Source organism: Marinobacter koreensis, assembly GCF_023156285.1.
In the GTDB taxonomy this organism is placed as follows: Bacteria; Pseudomonadota; Gammaproteobacteria; order Pseudomonadales; family Oleiphilaceae; genus Marinobacter; species Marinobacter koreensis.
On sequence record NZ_JAKZAJ010000004.1, the window covers coordinates 491,820 to 509,578 of the forward strand.

Annotated in this window: 17 protein-coding genes; 4 read left to right on the forward strand and 13 right to left on the reverse strand. The window is 60.2% G+C overall.

The annotated features are described in order from the left end of the window. Positions 1-205 precede the first annotated feature (205 nt). Positions 206-1,261: a tRNA (adenosine(37)-N6)-threonylcarbamoyltransferase complex transferase subunit TsaD gene (gene tsaD / locus MLD04_RS13585; protein WP_248159362.1), complete on the forward strand. Its 1,056-nt coding sequence runs from the start codon at positions 206-208 to the stop codon at positions 1,259-1,261. 7 nt (positions 1,262-1,268) lie between these two features. Here tsaD and plsY read toward each other — a convergent pair whose 3' ends face one another. Then, positions 1,269-1,862 carry a glycerol-3-phosphate 1-O-acyltransferase PlsY gene (gene plsY, locus MLD04_RS13590; RefSeq protein ID WP_248159371.1) on the reverse strand — a complete coding sequence of 198 codons (594 nt, stop codon included), beginning with the start codon at positions 1,860-1,862 and terminating at the stop codon, positions 1,269-1,271. Positions 1,863-2,002: 140 nt separating this feature from the next. Between plsY and folB the strand changes: the two genes are divergently transcribed. Both folB and folK (MLD04_RS13600) read left to right on the forward strand, forming a co-directional pair. Next, on the forward strand, positions 2,003-2,359 hold the full coding sequence (gene folB / locus MLD04_RS13595) for a dihydroneopterin aldolase (RefSeq protein ID WP_248159373.1): 357 nt from the start codon (positions 2,003-2,005) through the stop codon (positions 2,357-2,359). After that, complete coding sequence (folK, locus tag MLD04_RS13600) at positions 2,359-2,883, forward strand: 2-amino-4-hydroxy-6-hydroxymethyldihydropteridine diphosphokinase (RefSeq protein WP_248159381.1); 525 nt, start codon at positions 2,359-2,361, stop codon at positions 2,881-2,883. The genes folB and folK (MLD04_RS13600) overlap by 1 nt, the downstream gene beginning before the upstream one ends. Here folK (MLD04_RS13600) and pgi read toward each other — a convergent pair. The 10 genes from pgi to dksA form a co-directional block, all read right to left on the reverse strand. Then, positions 2,866-4,527: a glucose-6-phosphate isomerase gene (pgi, locus tag MLD04_RS13605; RefSeq protein WP_248159383.1), complete on the reverse strand. Its 1,662-nt coding sequence runs from the start codon at positions 4,525-4,527 to the stop codon at positions 2,866-2,868. The genes folK (MLD04_RS13600) and pgi overlap by 18 nt on opposite strands. 29 nt (positions 4,528-4,556) lie before the next feature. Then, positions 4,557-5,405 carry a pantoate--beta-alanine ligase gene (panC, locus tag MLD04_RS13610; protein WP_248159385.1) on the reverse strand — a complete coding sequence of 283 codons (849 nt, stop codon included), beginning with the start codon at positions 5,403-5,405 and terminating at the stop codon, positions 4,557-4,559. Beyond that, positions 5,402-6,196 (reverse strand): 3-methyl-2-oxobutanoate hydroxymethyltransferase, encoded by a 795-nt coding sequence (panB, locus tag MLD04_RS13615; RefSeq protein ID WP_248159387.1) that lies wholly within the window; start codon positions 6,194-6,196, stop codon positions 5,402-5,404. The genes panC and panB overlap by 4 nt, the downstream gene beginning before the upstream one ends. Positions 6,197-6,325: 129 nt before the next feature. Further along, on the reverse strand, positions 6,326-6,838 hold the full coding sequence (folK, locus tag MLD04_RS13620; RefSeq protein ID WP_248159389.1) for a 2-amino-4-hydroxy-6-hydroxymethyldihydropteridine diphosphokinase: 513 nt from the start codon (positions 6,836-6,838) through the stop codon (positions 6,326-6,328). Beyond that, positions 6,835-8,199 (reverse strand): polynucleotide adenylyltransferase PcnB, encoded by a 1,365-nt coding sequence (gene pcnB / locus MLD04_RS13625; protein ID WP_248159391.1) that lies wholly within the window; start codon positions 8,197-8,199, stop codon positions 6,835-6,837. Before pcnB ends, folK (MLD04_RS13620) begins: the two co-directional genes overlap by 4 nt. A gap of 677 nt (positions 8,200-8,876) precedes the next feature. After that, positions 8,877-10,271 (reverse strand): sigma-54-dependent transcriptional regulator, encoded by a 1,395-nt coding sequence (locus MLD04_RS13630; RefSeq protein ID WP_248159393.1) that lies wholly within the window; start codon positions 10,269-10,271, stop codon positions 8,877-8,879. 7 nt (positions 10,272-10,278) lie between these two features. Continuing rightward, positions 10,279-13,242, reverse strand: a complete 2,964-nt coding sequence (locus tag MLD04_RS13635) for an ATP-binding protein (protein ID WP_248159395.1) — start codon at positions 13,240-13,242, stop codon at positions 10,279-10,281. Continuing rightward, positions 13,232-13,408: a hypothetical protein gene (locus MLD04_RS13640; RefSeq protein ID WP_008940627.1), complete on the reverse strand. Its 177-nt coding sequence runs from the start codon at positions 13,406-13,408 to the stop codon at positions 13,232-13,234. Before MLD04_RS13640 ends, MLD04_RS13635 begins: the two co-directional genes overlap by 11 nt. Before the next feature lie 50 nt (positions 13,409-13,458). Next, positions 13,459-14,331: a tRNA glutamyl-Q(34) synthetase GluQRS gene (gene gluQRS, locus MLD04_RS13645; RefSeq protein WP_248159397.1), complete on the reverse strand. Its 873-nt coding sequence runs from the start codon at positions 14,329-14,331 to the stop codon at positions 13,459-13,461. A gap of 55 nt (positions 14,332-14,386) precedes the next feature. Further along, on the reverse strand, positions 14,387-14,827 hold the full coding sequence (gene dksA, locus MLD04_RS13650) for an RNA polymerase-binding protein DksA (protein ID WP_008940629.1): 441 nt from the start codon (positions 14,825-14,827) through the stop codon (positions 14,387-14,389). 178 nt (positions 14,828-15,005) lie between these two features. On the opposite strand from dksA, the gene sfsA reads away from it, so the two are divergent. Beyond that, the gene (gene sfsA, locus MLD04_RS13655; RefSeq protein WP_248159399.1) at positions 15,006-15,737 is read left to right on the forward strand and encodes a DNA/RNA nuclease SfsA; all 732 of its coding nucleotides are present in this window, start codon (positions 15,006-15,008) and stop codon (positions 15,735-15,737) included. Here sfsA and MLD04_RS13660 read toward each other — a convergent pair. Together MLD04_RS13660 and MLD04_RS13665 are read right to left on the reverse strand one after the other, a co-directional pair. Further along, on the reverse strand, positions 15,721-16,092 hold the full coding sequence (locus tag MLD04_RS13660; protein ID WP_248159401.1) for a Rieske (2Fe-2S) protein: 372 nt from the start codon (positions 16,090-16,092) through the stop codon (positions 15,721-15,723). The genes sfsA and MLD04_RS13660 overlap by 17 nt on opposite strands. Before the next feature lie 15 nt (positions 16,093-16,107). Continuing rightward, a complete protein-coding gene (locus MLD04_RS13665; protein WP_248159403.1) occupies positions 16,108-17,688 on the reverse strand; it encodes a bifunctional aminoglycoside phosphotransferase/ATP-binding protein in 1,581 nt (526 codons plus the stop codon). Positions 17,689-17,759 lie beyond the last annotated feature (71 nt).

The following is a 17,759-nucleotide window of genomic DNA, read 5'->3' on the forward strand; positions in this document are numbered from 1 at the left end:
CATTTTGCTCCGCCGGGCTTGGCCCGTGCGGCTCGATCCCTGGTCAGATTGGCTAAAACTCGACCAGTGCATAATTTAGGGCGGCAATAATAGCGCCCCGGCAGTGCGGAGGTCAATGTTTGTTCGGTGAATCTGCTTCGCGTTTCGGGTTTCTGCTAAAATGCCGCCTGTTTTCATTCATGGTAATCCAGCGTGGCTCCACCTTATGCTCATCCTTGGTATTGAAACCTCCTGTGACGAAACCGGCGTTGCCCTGTTCGACACCAATGAAGGACTCCTTGCCCACGGGCTTTTCAGTCAGATCGACATGCATGCCGATTACGGTGGCGTGGTGCCCGAACTGGCCTCCAGGGACCATGTGCGCAAGCTGCTGCCGCTGTGCGATCAGGTTCTGGTGGACGCCGGTCGGGCGCGAAGTGACATTGAGGGTATTGCCTATACCGCGGGGCCTGGTCTGATTGGCGCGCTGATGGTGGGCGGTTCGGTCGCCCATGCGCTGGGATTTGCCCTCGGCGTGCCGGTGCTCGGGGTCCATCACATGGAAGGGCACCTGCTGGCCCCCATGCTGGAAGAAAATCCGCCGGCGTTTCCTTTCGTGGCACTGCTGGTGTCCGGAGGCCATACCCAGCTGGTTCGAGTGGACGGTATTGGCGAGTACGAACTGCTGGGCGAATCCGTTGACGATGCGGCTGGCGAGGCATTCGATAAAACGGCCAAGATGTTGGGCCTCGATTACCCGGGTGGCCCCCGTGTGGCGGCGCTGGCTGAAAAGGGAACGCCTGGTCGTTACCGGTTTCCCCGGCCGATGACCGATCGTCCCGGGCTGGATTTCAGCTTCAGTGGCCTGAAGACCTACACCCTGAATACCGTGAATGCGGCAAAAGACGCGGGCGGTCTCGATGAGCAGGCCAGGGCGGACATTGCGCTGGCGTTTGAATCTGCTGTGGTTGATACCCTGACCATCAAATGTCGCCGCGCCCTTGAGGCCACAGGTTGTAAGCGTCTGGTTATTGCCGGGGGCGTCAGCGCCAATCGGCGCCTGCGGGCAGGGCTTGAAGCCATGGCTTCAAAACTCTCCGCGGGTGTTTTCTATGCCCGTCCCGAATTCTGCACCGACAACGGAGCGATGATTGCCTACGCCGGAGCCCAGCGGCTGCTGGCTGGCCAGCGCGATGGGGAGCGCATTGTCGCTGTGCCACGTTGGCCGATGAACACGCTCCCGTCGCTGGCTGAACCCAGAATGAACGGGTTGGTGGACTGACGCAGGGTTACAGGCCGGCCTCGCGCCCCTGTGCCAGGCGAATCAGGTTGGACCGGTGGCGGACGACGATCAGAATCGTCAGAAGGCCGAAGAGCGGCAGTGTTTCGGGCTCCAGTATGGCGCTTACCAGGGGGCCGGACACGATGGCGACGAGCGACGCCAGTGCCGAAATGCGCCAGCGCCACATGACCAGCAGCCACAGAGCCGCCATGATCAGCGTTGTGGCCGGGGCCAGTGCCAGGCCGGTTCCGAGGGCTGTGGCAACCCCTTTGCCGCCCCGGAACCGGTAGAAAACCGGGATCATGTGGCCGGTGACGGCGCACAGTGCCACCATGGCCTGGGCCAGCAGGGACAGCTCGGCCATCCCGGCCAGCCAGACCGGGAGCCAGCCTTTGAAGGCATCAAGGCCGAGCGTTACGGCAGCTGGTGCCCATCCCCCGGTGCGATAGACGTTGGTGGCGCCGGGATTGCCAGACCCCAGCGCCCGCGGGTCCGGCAATCGCCACCAGCGGCAGACCGGAAGGGCGAACAGGACCGACCCGAACAGATAGGCGGCAAAGCAGAGTGTGACAGTAATGACCGGTGTGCTGGTCGGATCCATGGGTTCTGCCCCGGGCGGAGACGAATCAGTGCAATGTGTGCGAAAATGCCGGCCCGATTCGCGCCGGCCGGATAAATCACAGTATCCGCAGGTTGTGTACATTTCAATCAGCCAACAGTGGAAGATCCCGGGAGAAGCCATTGGCAGACTGTGTCCTGATCGAAGGCCTGGCGGTGGAAACCGTTATTGGTGTCTATGCGTGGGAGCGAGAAGTCACCCAACGTTTGCTGATTGACCTTGAGCTGGGCTGGGATAACCGCAAGCCCGGCCACAGTGACCGGGTGGAAGATGCGTTGGATTACGCCGCCGTGAGCGAGCGGGTCACCGAATGCCTGCAGTCGATGCAGCCGCAGCTCCTGGAGCGTGCCGCCGAGGCAGTGGCGGAGCTCCTCATGAACGAGTTCGGAGTTGCACGGTTGATATTGACGTTGCGCAAACCGGGCGCCGTTCCGGCGGCCCGGTCTGTCGGAATCCGAATTGAGCGGGGGAATGCCTGATGCCAGATACGGTGCGCGTGTACATCAGCGTAGGTACCAACATCGACCGGGAGCACCATGTCTCGGCGGCTCTGGACGCCCTGGCAGACTGGTTCGGTGAGCTGGTCATTTCCCCGGTGTATGAGAGCGAGGCGGTCGGATTTGATGGCTCGGCCTTTTTCAATCTGGTTGTCGGGGTTGACACCGAGCTGTCAGTGGGCGAACTGTCCCGGCGTTTCAAGCAACTGGAAGCGGACAATGGTCGGCGACGGAATGTGCCCCGGTTCAGCGCCCGGACTCTCGACCTGGATATCCTGACCTATGGCACTCGAACGGGGGTTGTAGACGGGGTGGAGTTACCCCGTGGAGAGATCCTGAAAAACGCCTTTGTGTTGCGCCCGCTGGCGGATATTGCGCCGGACGAGCGGCACCCTGTATGCGGTGAACGTTACCAGGATCTGTGGCAGGAATACCGTTCCGGCCAGAAACTCTGGCCGGTGGACTTTAAATGGCAGGGACGTCAGATTTCACAGGCCGTTGGCTGAGCGGAATTTCCGGATCAGGTGGTCGGTGGAACTGTCGCCGGCGGAGCTGATTGCGTCCTGGCTGAGCAGTTTCGGGAGGATGCTTTTCCCGAGCTGTTTTCCCAGTTCCACGCCCCACTGATCGAACGGATCCACATTCCAGACCACACCCTGCACGAAGGTCCGGTGTTCATACAGTGCGATCAGGGCACCCACGGTCTCCGGTGAAACCGTTTCCATGGTCAGCGTGTTGCTGGGTTTATTGCCCGGTATGGCCTTGTGCGGCGCAAGTTGCCGGGCCACTTCTTCCGTAACGCCTTCCTGTAGCAGTTCCTGTCTCGCTTCATCGAGCGTCTTGCCCGCCATCATGGCCCGGGACTGGCTGAGGCAGTTGGCGAACAGCTCCGCGTGGTGGGTCGCCACCGGGTTGTGGGTGGTCAGGGGGATAATGAAGTCCGCCGGTATCAGCCGGGTGCCCTGATGGATCAACTGGTGGTAGGCGTGTTGGCCATTGGAACCGACGCCGCCCCAGATGACCGGGCCGGTCTGGTAATCCAGGGAGGCACCGGATTCGGTCACACTCTTGCCGTTGCTTTCCATATCCAGTTGCTGAAGATGGTCCGGCAGGCTGCGGAGGTAGTGGTCGTAGGGCAGGATCGCATGGGTTTCGGCCTGCCAGAAGTTGTTGTACCAGACGCTTAACAGGCCCATGATGACCGGCAGGTTGCGCTCAAGGGGCGCGTCCCGGAAGTGACGATCCATGGCGTGGGCGCCTGCGAGCAGGCTTCGGAAATGATCCATGCCGATGGTCAGGGCAATAGGAAGGCCGATGGCCGACCACAGGGAGTAGCGTCCGCCAACCCAGTCCCACATCGGGAAAACGTTATCCGCTTCGATACCGAAGCTCTCCGCCGCAGGTACGTTCGCAGTCACCGCTACGAAGTGGCTGGCGATGCTGGCTTCGTCGCCACCGTTATCCAGGAACCACTGTCGGGCTACCTTGCTGTTTTCCAGGGTTTCCTGGGTCCGGAACGATTTGGACTGGATCAGGAAAAGGGTGGTTTCGGGGTTCAGGCGTTTCAGCGTTTCGCAAACATCGGTGCCGTCGATGTTGGCAACGTAGTGGCAGCTGATGGCGCCGTTCCAGTAGGGTTGCAACGCTTCAACCACCAGCTTGGGCCCCAGGTAGGAGCCGCCGATGCCAATGCTGACGACGTCGGTAAAGGTCTTGCCGGTGAAGCCGGTCCGGCTTTGGTCCAGAACGCTGTTGACGAACACCTCCATGCGGTCCAGCGTGTTCTGCACTTCCTTCACCACATCCACGCCATCTACCAGGATCTGTTCGCCGCCGGGGTGTCTCAGGGCAGTGTGCAGTGCGGGTCTGCCTTCGGTGGTGTTGACCTTCCTGCCTTCCAGCAGATCCGTCCTGCGTTCCTCCAGCCAACGCTGCCGGGCCAGCGATATCAGCGCGGCGAGGGTCTCATCGGTGATCAGGTTCTTGGAAAAGTCCAGAGCCAGCCCGGCACCTTCAATGCAGTACCGGTTGCTGCGTTCCGGATCACTGGCGAACAGTGATCTCATGGACGTTTTTTTCAGGGAGTCCCGTTGCTCGGCCAATGCCCGCCATTCGGGCGTCGAAGTCAGTCCTGGTGGCTGGTCGGGCATCGCAGAGTCCTTTTCTGTCGGTGGTTGTCTTAACGGGATACGGACAGGTTGTCGATCAGGCGGGTGGTGCCAAGAAAGGCTGCCACCAGCAAGGTCAGATCACGGTCACCGTCGGTCGCCGGTTTGAGGGTGAGGCTGTTTACGATATTAAAGTAGTCCGGTCGTAATCCAGCCTCGCTCAGCGCCTGTTCGGCTTCTTTTTCCAGGGCACGGAAATCCGTGTGTCCATTGGCCAGCTTTTCCGCGGTGGTCGTGAGTGTCCGGTATACCGCGGGCGCAATGGCACGCTCCTGTTCATTGAGATAGCCGTTGCGGGAGCTTTTCGCAAGCCCATCCTCCTCGCGCACCGTCGGGGCGCCTAGGATTTCAACCGGAACCATCAGATCGCGGACCATTTTCCGGATCACCGCCAGTTGCTGGTAATCCTTCTCGCCAAAGACGGCAAGGTCAGGCTGGACCATGTTGAACAACATGGTAACCACCGTGGCGACACCCTCGAAATGGCCCGGCCGGCTTGCGCCACAATGGCCATCGCTGACTTCAGGAACCACCACCCGTGTCTGCTGGGCCAGGCCCTCCGGGTAGATTTCCTCGGCCGATGGCGCGAAAACCAGCGTGTTGCCCGCGGCTTCAAGCTGCTCCTGGTCTTCTGCCAGGGTCCGGGGATAGGTGGCCAGGTCTTCATTGGCACCAAACTGCATGGGATTGACAAAAATACTGGTGACAACAATATCGGCAGACTCGACCGCTTTACGCACCAGGGATATGTGTCCCTCGTGGAGATTGCCCATGGTCGGTACCAGGCCGATGGTCTTGCCCTGCCGGCGATAGCCGCGGAGGATGGTCCGGAGTTCCTTGAGGGAGTGTATGGTTCTCATGCCTTGAACGTATGCTCCTCGGCCGGGAATGTGCGGTTACGTACCTGTTCAACGTAAGCCTTGATGGCATTCTGCACGGAATCGGTCTCCGCCAGGAAGTTTTTAACAAAGCGCGGTTTGCGGCCCGTGGTCAGCCCCAGCATATCGTGAACAACGAGGACCTGGCCGTCGGTGTCAGCACCGGCACCGATGCCGATGACCGGCGCACGGACGGCCTGGGTGATGCGGGCCGCCAGGGGCGCGGGCACACACTCCAGCAGAATGACGTCCGCGCCGGCCTCGACGAGCTCACAGGCGTGTTCGATCATCAGCTCAGCGGCTTTCTCGTCCCGACCCTGAACCTTGTAGCCGCCAAATTTGTTGACGAACTGTGGTGTCAGCCCCAGATGCGCGCATACCGGCACCCCCCGCTCGCTCAGGGCCTCGATGGTGTCTTTCATCCAGTCGGTGCCTTCCAGCTTCACCATGTGCGCGCCGGCCCTCATCAGTTCGGCTGCATTCTCCAGGGCGGCCTCAACCGTGCCGTAAGACATGAACGGCATGTCCGCCATGATCAGGGAGCCGCGGTTGCCTTTGGCCACGCAGCTGGTGTGATACACGATCTCATCCATGGTGACGGGCAGGGTGCTATCGTTACCCTGAAGCACCATTCCCAGGGAATCGCCGATCAGGATGACATCGACACCCGCTTCGCTGACGATCTGGGCGAAGGTTGCGTCATAGGAGGTCAGGGCCGAGAAGGCTTCGCCTTTCTGCTTGTATTCCCGCAGGGTATTGATAGTAACAGCCATAGGATCCTTGCCTTTTGGGTGGATGAGTGTGGACTGTGCCGGGGTTCGGCTTCAGGTGTTAAGGGTAATCCGGGGGTATGTTCGAGGCAATAGTACCACGCTGTGGGCCGGTGCGGATGGCCCGGGCGTTCAGTCAATCAATCCGGGGTGCCGTGGCCTTGGCGGCAGTTTGCGAAGATTGTTGTCCGGGCAGAGACGGCGCAGGGTGGCAATCGATTCCCCGTCCGGCAGGATCAGGTCCGGCTTCAAATCCAGAAGCGGCTGGAGCGCAAAGTCCCGGTTCCGGAGTTCCCGGTGGGGCACGGTCAGGCGTTCGTCGCCAAGGGTTTGCTCTCCAAACACGAGAATATCCAGGTCCAGGGTTCTTGGTCCCCAGTGCCTGAGGCGTTCTCGGCCGTGGGCCTGTTCGATTGCCTGCAGGTGGTCCAGTAATTCATGGGCGGTCAGGTCGGTACGGAGCCAGACTGCGCCATTGACGAAGTCCGGCTGATCCTGGGGCCCAACCGGACGACTGGCATAAAAGGCAGACTGGGCCACCAGCGTTGTCTGGGGGAGTTGGGCCAGTTCTGACACAGCCAGCGCAAGCTGGGCCGTTGGGTCCTCCAGGTTGCTGCCAAGGCCAATAAAGGCATCCGTGCTCATTGGGGCGACTGACGCTTGACCGGTTTCCGGCGACGCCGCCGCTTCTTGGGCGCGTCTGTGCTCAGTTGGGACAGCATTCGTTCCTGGCCCCGTTCATCGGCCTGCTGGAACTCGGTCCACCATTGCCCCAGTCCCGGTTCCAGTTCGCCCGCCGCTTCGCGCACGAGCAGGAAGTCGTAGGCGGCACGAAAGCGTGGATGCGTCATGGTGGCAAACGCCCGCTTTCCCTGTCGGCGGGGCAGGCGCATCTGGAGTTCCCAGATTTCCTTCATGGGCCCGGAGAAGCGTTTAGGGATAGACGTTGCCTGGACCTGGCGGCCGATGACCTTGCCGATGGCGCCGTGCAGCGCAGGCTGCACCGGATCGCCGTTGTCCTGCCTACGTTGCCATTCGGCTTGCAGCGCCGGCCAGAGCATGGCGGCAAACAGGAAGTAGGGGGTTACCGATTTTCCCTGGGCGATTCGGGCATCGGTATTGCGCAGTGCCTGGCGAATCAGTTCATCTGGCGCGCCGGCATCCAGCGCCCTGGCGGTTTCCGGAAACAGCGGCGCCAACAGACCGTAGTCCCTGAGCAGGTCGTAGGTTTTTTCCCCATGGCCGGCGGAGAACAGTTTCAGCACTTCGTCGAACAGCCGGGCGGCCGGTATGTGGGTCAGCAGTGGCGCAAGCTCGCGAATGGGGGCTTCGGTCTCGGGTTCGATGTCGAAATCCAGTTTGGCGGCAAACCGGATCGCCCTGAGCATCCGGACCGGATCCTCACGATACCGGGTTTCCGGGTCGCCAATCAGCCGGATTTGCCGGTTGCGCAGATCCTCGATGCCATTGGCAAAATCGATGACCGTGAAGTCCCGGATGCAGTAGTAGAGCGCGTTTACCGTGAAATCCCGGCGCAGCGCATCTTCCTCCTGGGAGCCGTACACGTTGTCTCGCAGCAAGAGGCCATGTTCGCTGGTCTTGCGATCGTCATCGGCGGAGTCGTTGTCCGCGTCGTTGGCGTTGCCGCGGAACGTGGTCACCTCGATGACTTCCCGTCCGAAGACAACGTGGACGATTCGGAAGCGGCGCCCGATCAGGCGTGAGTTCCGGAACAGATCGTGTACTTCTTCGGGAGTGGCGTTGGTGGCAATGTCGAAGTCTTTGGGTTTGCCACCGAGGAGAATGTCCCGGACGCCGCCGCCAACGAGGTAGGCCTCGAAGCCGGATTTATTGAGACGGTGCAGGACTTTCTTTGCGGGTTCGCTGATCACCGAACGCGACACGGTGTGCTGGTCACGCGGGATTTCCCGTCGCTGGTAAGTGCGGCTTTTTTTCCGCCCGCCGGGCATGAATGATTTTATTCTGTCGACAAGTCGTTTAGGCATTGAAATCCGTATTTGCGGTGAGCAAAAACCGAGAGTTTAACGGTTTGGGCAGGATTTGCACACGCCAGATAATCAAAAGGCGGATCCGTTTTCACGAATCCGCCCTGAAAGCGTTGACGATCTGCATTGTTTTTATTGTTGCCGGGATTTTTCTTCGTTTTTGTACCCCACTGTCAGTCTCCAAACCCGGAGACGATCAGGAGTGCAAACGGAAAGCTTTGAATACACAGAGCGGTCAGGAGCAACGAGGGAGTCGGGAGCAGATGCAGCGTCGGCTTTCAGCGATTCTTCTCTACATCTACAACTCACACGTGCAAAGGGACCACTAAAAAGCAAAGTACCCAAAACACTCAGTTCGCTTACGTTCTATTTTTGTTTTTGTTGCTGAACGTTTTCCTGCAGCTTTTTGTTCTTGTTTTGACGCTGCGTTTGCCACTGTTGTTTTTGTTGTTGTGCGCCCTATAGAGTGCAGAGCTCGTGCCAGTTTTTGAAAAGTCTTAGTTAACAGTACCTTACGTTTTTGTAGGAAATAAGTGTTACCCCGTACACGCCGAAACTGTTACCCAGATCACGTTAGCGTCTGATGGAGTGTTACCGTCAGGAACACGGGGTAACAACCGAAACCTGGTTCACAGTTTAGGGCGCCGGAAATAAAAAAGGCCCCGTGGGGCCTTTGATTAACTTCCGGCTTTTTTTCGGGGTATGCCCAGCCTTTGGCGTCGCTCCCAGAGGGACTTTCGGCTGATGCCAAGCTTTTGCGCCAGCTCGGTTTCGCTCATGCGGTCCTGATTTTCGAGCACGAAATGCTGGAAGTAATCTTCCAGGGACAGATCGCTCGCGGAGTCCACATCCCGGGTGATTTGCTCATTATTCCCTTCCACCAGGGTTTCCGGGATGTGTTCGTCTCCGCCATCGCTGTCCAGGTCAAGCAGCGAGGGTGAGATGACGTCGCCGTCACACAGTATTGTTGCTCGCTCGATGGCATTTTCCAGTTCGCGGACGTTGCCTGGCCAGCGGTGCCGCTCAAGGGCACGCATGGCTTCCGGACTGAACTGGAGGTTCGGCTTGTTCATGCGCTCGCCCTGCCGCTTGAGGAAGCGACGTGCGAGTCCGAGGATGTCGCTCTGCCGTTCGCGGAGCGGCGGGATGCGGATCTGCATGACGTTGAGCCGGTAGTAAAGATCTTCCCGGAATTCCCCGGTTCGGGTCATGGCCTTGAGATTGCGGTGCGTGGCCGCAATCATGCGCACGTTAACTTTCCGGCTCTGGGTTGAACCCACTTTCCGGATTTCACTTTCCTGCAGCACTCTTAACAGTCTTGCCTGGGCCTCCGCTGGCAACTCCCCGATCTCATCAAGGAACAGGCTGCCGCCATCGGCCGCTTCAATAAGGCCGGTGCGCGCTGACACCGCTCCGGTGAAGGCCCCCTTTTCGTGGCCGAACAGTTCCGATTCAATCAGGCTTTCGGGAATGGCCGCGCAGTTCACCGAAATCAGGGGTTTTGAGGCCCGGGGACTCAGCAGGTGGAGTGCCCGTGCTGCCAACTCCTTCCCTGTGCCGGATTCTCCCTGGATGAGGACGGTAGTCTCGGTCGGTGCCACCTTGCGAATCAGCGTGAAAACCTTCTGCATGGCATCGCAGTGGCCGAACATGATCTGGCCGGGATCGGATTCCTCAGGGCGGCTGTCGGACGTATCGGAGGCTTCCTGTGCCTGGTCGCCGCTGCCTTTCCTGGCCAGGATGTTCTCGACCGCGGCGAGCATCTCGTCATGATCAAATGGTTTGGCGATGTATTCCACGGCGCCCATCTTCATGGAGTCCACAGCGGAACGAAGACTGGCATAGCTGGTCATGATCAGTACCGGCGTGTTGGGGGCCCGGTTGATCAGTTCCGTGCCGGCAGCGCCGGGAAGCCGCAGGTCTGAAATGATCAGGTCGAACTGGTCCGGATCGTGGCTGTCGGCCTCCTCCACCGAACGGGCGTCGGCCACCTCGTAGCCGGCGTGCTGAAGCAGTTTGCGCACGGCGGAGCGAATGATGTCTTCATCTTCTACGATCAGAATGCGGGGCATAACTCTTTCACGACCTTTCGTGCTGGCTGGCGGTGGTTTCGCCGGATTCAGGCTGGTAAGCCGGCAGTCTCAATCTTACCAGTGTACCGGACCCGGTGTCGGGATCCGCCGGGCTCTCGACCTGGATATTGCCGTAGTGTTCCTCAACGATGCTGTAGACCAGTGACAGACCCAGGCCGGTGCCCTTGTTGGGTGCCTTGGTGGTGTAGAACGGCTCGAAAACATGATCGAGCTGATCTGCGGGTATGCCTGAGCCCTGATCAACGACCTCGATGATAGCGGAGTAGCCGTCGCCGTTTCCACTGACCGTGATCGCTCCGCCTTCTGGCGAGGCGTCCCTGGCATTGGCGAGGAGATTCACGAAGACCTGTACGAGTCGCTGTTCGTCGCCGAGTACCTGAAGGTCTTCCGGAATCTCGTTCCGGTAACGGATGCCCATTCCCTTGTCGCTCAGGGACAGCAGATTGATCGATTCCCCCACGCAGCGGTGCAGCGAAACGGGCTCATACCGATTGGCCTGGGCGTGGTTGCCGGTGCGCGCGAAATTCATGAGGGACTGGAGAATGGTGGAGATCCGGCGCGTCTGTTGCTGGATCTGATCGGCGGTGTCGAGAATGTCCGGATTGTCGGTCTCGAGTTTGAGGTTCTGGGCCAGCGAGGAAATGCCGGTCACCGGGTTGCCGATTTCATGGGCGACACCCGCAGCCAGTCGACCGACCGACGCCAGCCGCTCGCTGTGCATCAGTTCATCTTCCAGCAACCGTGTTTCGGTCTGGTCTTCCACCAGAATGATGCTGCCACCCTCGGGATGGTCGGGCCCGCTGAGAGCCGCCTTGTGAAGATTCAGCCAGTGGGGTTTGCCCTTCAGATCCAGTCGGTGTTTGTAGCGATGCAGTTCTTCGCCATTGTTGAAGTCTTCCAGCAGGTGATGCCAGTGCTCGGGCAGCGCCATCAGGCGGGCGCCCACAACGTCATCGGCGGTGATGCCGGTCAGTTCCTCCATGGCGTGGTTCCACATGAGAACCTCGCCATCCTCGCCGACGGAGCAGGCCGGGATCGGCAGGTTCTGGAGCGTTTGCCGGTAGTGGCGTCGCAGGTTGTCCAACTCCCCGGCCAGACCGGTCAGCCGGTTCTGGTACTCGCCCAGAGCCCGCTCGACGTAGCGGATGTCCTGCCCGGTGTTGCCCCGGGCCAGCGGCTTGAACCCGAGGTGGCGCTGGACCATGTCGCGGGCCACGGAGGGACCGAGCAGTCCCGACAGGTTGATTTCCACCTGGTCGCGCAGACGTCTCAGCTGGTAGGGACGATATTCGATGGCCGGAAGTTTGAGTTTGGTCAGCGCCCGCTCGACCTCGCGTCTGGCTACCTCCTCGCCCAGCGGATCGGACAGTTGCCGGATGAAGTCCGTGGAGGACGTGGCCAGGAGTTCCCGTCGCTGGGGACGGGACAGCGCACCCAATGAACAGGCCTGGGCAGCGCTGGTCTCCTCGGCGGAGCTGGCGCTGAGGATCGAGAACAGACCGAAGACGGTAATGTTCGCGGTGATGCTGGCGAAGGTGAAAATATGCCAGTTGCCATAATCCGGCACCAACGGCATTCCCAGCCAGGCCAGGGGGTTGATGGTATGACTGAAGGGCAGTACCAGGGTGATGAACCAGATGGACAGGCCGGTGATCAGGCCGGCAATCAGGCCACGCCGGTTCCCTTCGGGCCAGTAGATGACGCCCAGCGCCCCTGGTAACAGCTGCAGCATGCCGGAGAGGGAAATGGCGCCTAGTATCGCAAGATCCAGATGCTGGCCGACAGTTTCGTGGAAGAGCAGTGCGAAAAAAATGATAACCGCAATCAACAGCCGTTTGACCCACTGCAGCCAGCGATAGATATCGGCCTGGTCCCGGGGTGTTTTCAGTGGCAGCACGATATGGTTGAGCACCATTCCGGCCAATGAAAGGGTGCTGACAATCATCAGCCCACTGGCAGCGGAAAGGCCGGCAATGTACATCAGAAGCGTCAAAAACGGGCTTTCCAGTGACTGGGCAATCCCCAGGACGTAGAAGTTTGGCGGCGTGGTAACCCCAAGTGCCTGGCCACCCCAGAGAATGATGGGTACCGGCAGGGCCAGTAACAGCAAATAGAGAGGCAGTCCCCAGCTCGCTTTGGCCAGAGCCTTGGGTGAGGGGTTTTCGCTGAAGGTCATGTGGTACATGTGCGGCAGGACGACGGCGCCGGCAAACGACATCAGCATCAAGGCCCGCCAGCTGCCATCTTCGATGGCGAGCGTCATGGTGCTCGTGGTCGCCTTGTTGACCGCCAGCCAGTCGTCGAGGCCGTTCATCCCGCCAAACACGTTGAACAGCACGATGGCTCCGATGGCCAGAAGGGCGCCCAGTTTGACGAGCGAATCGAAGGCGATGGCCAGGACCAGTCCCTGGTGATTCTCCGAGTTCTGGTCCCGGCGGGCGCCAAACAGAATCGCAAACAGCAACACAATCAGGCAGAACAGCAGGCTCATGGCCTTCGGTGAGGTGTCCGGGGCCAGGATGCTGGCGGATTTCGCCACCGCCTGTATCTGCATGCTGAGCAACGCCAGAATGGCGAGTCCTGAACACACTGTCGCCAGGGTGCCGGCCCACTGGCTTCGATAGCGATAGGCAAACAGGTCAGCCAGGGAGGTCAGCTGGTAGGCCCGGCCAATCCTCATGATCGGATTGAGCAAAACCGGCGCCAGCAAAAAGGCGCCGCTGATGCCGAGATAGTAGGCCAGGAAGCCGTAGCCTGAATCTGCGGCCATCCCGACCGCCGCGTAGACCGCCCAGATGCCGGCGTAGACACCGAGGCTGAGGGTGTAAACCAGCGGATGCCGGACCCACTGCCGGGGAAGCAGGCCCTGTTCGGTGACCCAGGCGATGCCGAATAACAGAAGCAGGTAGGCCAGGCTCGCCATCACCAGGCCGGTGGCACTAAAACTCATTGGGATCGCGCCGCCATTCGAGCCAGAAACCGATTGCGATCAGCCCGGCCCAGATCACGTAAGGGCTGTACCAGACGTTTCCGGGTGCCGTCCACCAGTCCAGGATGTTCGGCGAAAAAATGTAGATGGCCAGAACCAGTAGAAAGACCAGACGGTAGATATACATCAGGCTTAAAGTCCGCACTGAGGTGTGAGACAGGCTTTATACCATGCCTGTCACTGGGCTGTCAGGTGAATGGCCCGGTAGTTCCAGTGGTTGCAGGCCCATTGCAGAATCTGGTTCACGGAGTCGGTGCGCAGAGCGGCCGGGGGCTGCTGGCCGAGCGCCGTCAAAGCGTCCACCAGATTATACGTTGCCCGGCTGTCGTCGAGGGCCGGCGCGTGGGTCTGCTTGCTCAGTTTCTGGCCCTGTTCGTTCAGTATGACCGGTATGTGCAGCCAGGTGGGTGGGCGCTCGCCCAGTGCCTCGTAGATCTGAAGTTGCTGGGCGGTCATGTCCAGCAGGTCTGAGCCCCGGACGACATCCGTGATGCCCTGATCAATGTCGTCGACGACCACGGCGAGCTGATAGGCATAGAATCCTTCTTTCCGGAGCAGTACCGGATCGTCGATTTCCGCCCGCACGATCTGGGTCTGGGGGCCGAGCAGTCGATCTGTCCAGTGACAGCGTTCGTCGTGAAGCCGGAATCGAATGGCGCAGGGGCGATCCGCCAGAGCAGCCGGGGAATCGCGGCAATGCCGGGGGTGGCGGCCTTCATGCTCGGCCAGTTCCTTGCGCGAGCAGGGGCATCGATAGGCATGGCCGCTGGCCAGAAGCTGATCTATGGCGGCTTGATAAGCGTCGTGGCGCCGGGACTGGAAACGTACGGGTTCATCCGGGAAGAGGCCATGGGCCTCCAGGCTCTGGAGGATCTGGCCAGTGGCTTCCGGTGGCTCCCGGAGCGGATCGAGATCCTCGATACGAATCAGCCATTCGCCCCGCCTGGTTCGGGCTTCAAGGTAGCTGGCAACGGCGGTGACGAGAGATCCGAAATGCAGTGGGCCGGTGGGGGAGGGCGCAAAACGGCCGCGATATCTCGGTTCTGACATGGTCGGTCAACGCGGCGGCAGCCCGGAGACTGCCACCGAATCTTTGGCAGCGGATTCAGATGCCGGTCTGGCGCTCACGAATCTCGGCGAGCGTTTTACAGTCGATGCAGAGCGTCGCGGTTGGCCGGGCTTCGAGACGGCGAATGCCGATTTCGACACCGCACTGGTCGCAGAAGCCGTAGTCATCCTTGTCGATCCGATCAATGGTCTGATCAATCTTCTTGATCAGCTTGCGCTCACGATCCCGGGTGCGCAGTTCCAGACTGAACTCTTCTTCCTGGGTTGCGCGATCACTGGGATCGGCGTAATTTGCTGCGTCTTCCTGCATGTGGTGCATGGTGCGGTCCACTTCTTCCATCAACTCCTGTTTCCACTGCAGGAGCAGATCCTTGAAGTGCTGCAACATCTCTGCACTCATGTATTCTTCACCCTTCTTCATTTCATAGGGGGTGAAGTTGGTAAAACGTTCGCGTGGTTGTTCTGCGGTATTTGCCATTGAACCCGGCCTCTTGTTTGTACTTCACAAGAACGCTTTGCTTCCCGACGTGCCAGCCTGCTTGACTGCGCGCTTGTACCCTGGATGAAGCATTCGTCCTGAAACGGGAATTTGCGGAAAATAGCAGATAAGTTCCGGGGGTGCCAGCCTTGTGACACTGACTTTGTACGGAGAGCCCATGAAGTTTTCAGAACCTTTGGTGGAAGGGCAGCTGATTCGCCGCTACAAGCGGTTTCTGGCCGATGTGCGTCTGTCCGACGGCACAGAAGTGACGGCCCATTGTCCGAATACTGGTTCCATGCGCGGTTGCCAACCCGAGAATGCGCGGGTGTGGTTGAGTGAAAGCAACAATCCCAAGCGGAAGTTGAAGTACACCTGGGAACTGGTGGAGACCGGGCCGGGACAGTTGGCCTGCGTGAATACCGCTCGCCCCAATGCCCAGGCCCGTCATGCCGTGCAGGCCGGACAGGTGCCCGAACTCGCCGGTTACCGCGAGTGTCGTTCGGAGGTGAAGTACGGGGCGGAGAACAGCCGGATCGATCTGTTTCTGGGTGGGCACGAGAGCGCTCCGGATGCCTGGGTTGAAGTCAAGAATGTGACTCTGGCGGAAGAGGATGAGGGCTTCTTTCCGGATGCCGTGACCACTCGCGGCCAGAAACACCTTCGCGAACTGATGGCCCAGGTGGCAGCCGGTGATCGGGCGGTCCTGTTTTTTGTGGTGAACCACACCGGCATTGGCCGGGTGCGTCCCGCCGACCACATCGACCCGGTATACGGTCGCCTGCTGCGGGAAGCCGCCGCGGCGGGGGTGGAAATCATTGCCTATCGCGCTGCCCTGGCGGACGTCGACGGGAATCCATCGGGAAACCTGACACTGACCGAACGGGTCCCGGTCAGTCTGGAAGCCTGATCTGCCAGTGCCCATCCTGTTCGCGGATATCCAGCGCCGTCAGGGCATCTCCCTGGCAGGGACCGGCGACGCATTCGCCGGAATCAGGCTTGAACAGAGCCCCGTGAGTGCTGCACTGGATGAAATGGCCATCGCTGTCACGGAATCGTCCGGGCATCCAGTTCAGCTCGATGCCAAGGTGTGGGCACTGGTTCAGGTACGCCTTTGCGCGGCCCTGTTCCAGGAACAGAAAGCCCGTCAGGGGCATGCCCTCGGGTTCCCGCGCCTTGACGGATAGCCGGAATTCGACGAACTGACCGGGTTCCAGCTCGTTCAGGGCGCACACGGTCTGCCACGGATTTGGCTGTTCTGGCATCACTGACTCCGCCGATCAGCCCGGGACGTTGGGCGAGAAATGCTGACGGATCCGGTCAGCCACCGCCTCGGCAACGTGTTCCTCGTCGGTGCGGAGATGAACCGTGTGGGCCTTCTCCTCAGCCGAGAGTGGCTCGAACCAGCTTTGCTGGGCATCCAGCAGGGCTTCGGTCGCCTCCGAGGCGTCACCCTTCCGGTCCCGGATCCACTGCCGCCTCAGTGCTTCGGGGGCTTCGCAATGAATCAGGATGAACGGCACGCCCTGCGCCTCCGCTACCTGTGCGAAGAGGTCCCGTTCTTCGTGTTTGAGGCAGGCGGCGTCCACGATGACGGAAATGCCCGCCCCCAGGAGTTCGCCCGCCAGGTCGGCAAGGCGCTGGTAGGTCTTCGCGGACGCTTCCTGTGTGTAAAGCCCTTCTCCGGTGCCGGATTTGCTGTCGGCCAGCGGCGCGAGCCCGTGCAGGCGCTTGCGCTCGACGTCTGAACGCAGGCGAATCAGTCCCAGTTCCGCTGCCATGGCGGCACTGACGAAGCTTTTTCCGCTGGCGGAAAGCCCGGTGGTGGCCAGCAGGTAGTGGTTTGGAATGTCGCTGTAATCCTCCGCCAGCTGCGCATAGGCCTTATAGCGATCGAGGAGGTCCGATTTTTCGGCATCGGTCAGATCGGGATTGCCCAGGGTGAACAGGGCGATCTTGGCCCGCACCAGTGCCCGGTAGGCTTTGTAGAGCGGCAGCAGCGGCAGTGCCGCGAAGTCACCCCGATATTCCAGATAGGTGTTCAGGACGCGGTTGGCCAGCCCGTATTCGCCCCGGGACTCCAGGTCCATAAGCAGGAAGGCGAGATCGTTGATGACGTCGATCCAGCGGAATGGCTCATTGAACTCGATACAGTCGAAAACGGTCACCTCACCCTCGAACACGGTAATGTTGGCGAGGTGCAGGTCGCCATGGCATTCCCGAACGAAGCCATTGGCCCGGCGCTCTCCGATCAGGTCACGATGGCGCTCGAAGGTGGACTGGGTCCAGGCTTCCAGGTTGTCCAGCTGGGCGTGTAGCGTCTTGTCATCGATCAGCGGGCGGATCTGGTCAAAGTTCTCCTGCATCGCCGCGTAGACCGCTTCCGGCGTTCCCAGAGGCTTGTCGTCGGCAATGGACGGCAACTGCTCATGGAACTCGGCGGTCTGTCTTGCCACGCTTGCCAGTAGCTCCGGTGTGAGTTCTCCGCGCTCCTGCAGCCGGTCGAACAGTTGGCTCTGATCGAACTGGCGCATCCGGATGGCGTATTCGAAGGGTTCGCCGTTGCCACCGATTACCGGCTGCTCCGGAGTGCCGGTGATGGGCAGAACCTCCAGGTAGAGTTTGCTGGCCAGCCGGCGGTTCAGGCGGACTTCTTCCTCGCAAAAATGCTTCCGGCGGTCCAGCGTGGAAAAGTCGAGGAAGCCGAAATCCATCGGCTTCTTGATCTTGTAGGCGTAGTCGCCGGTCAGGATCACCTGGGAAATGTGGGTTTCAATCAGCTGGAACGAGCGGACCGGGTGGTCGTAGAGCGCCGGATTCTGAAGCGCCTGGATCAGCGTATTACCCGAAGTTTCTCCCACACTATTCTCCTCGATTTCCCTGAAGCTGTTGATTTTTGTTGGCCTATCATAACGGGCAGATTACAGAAATA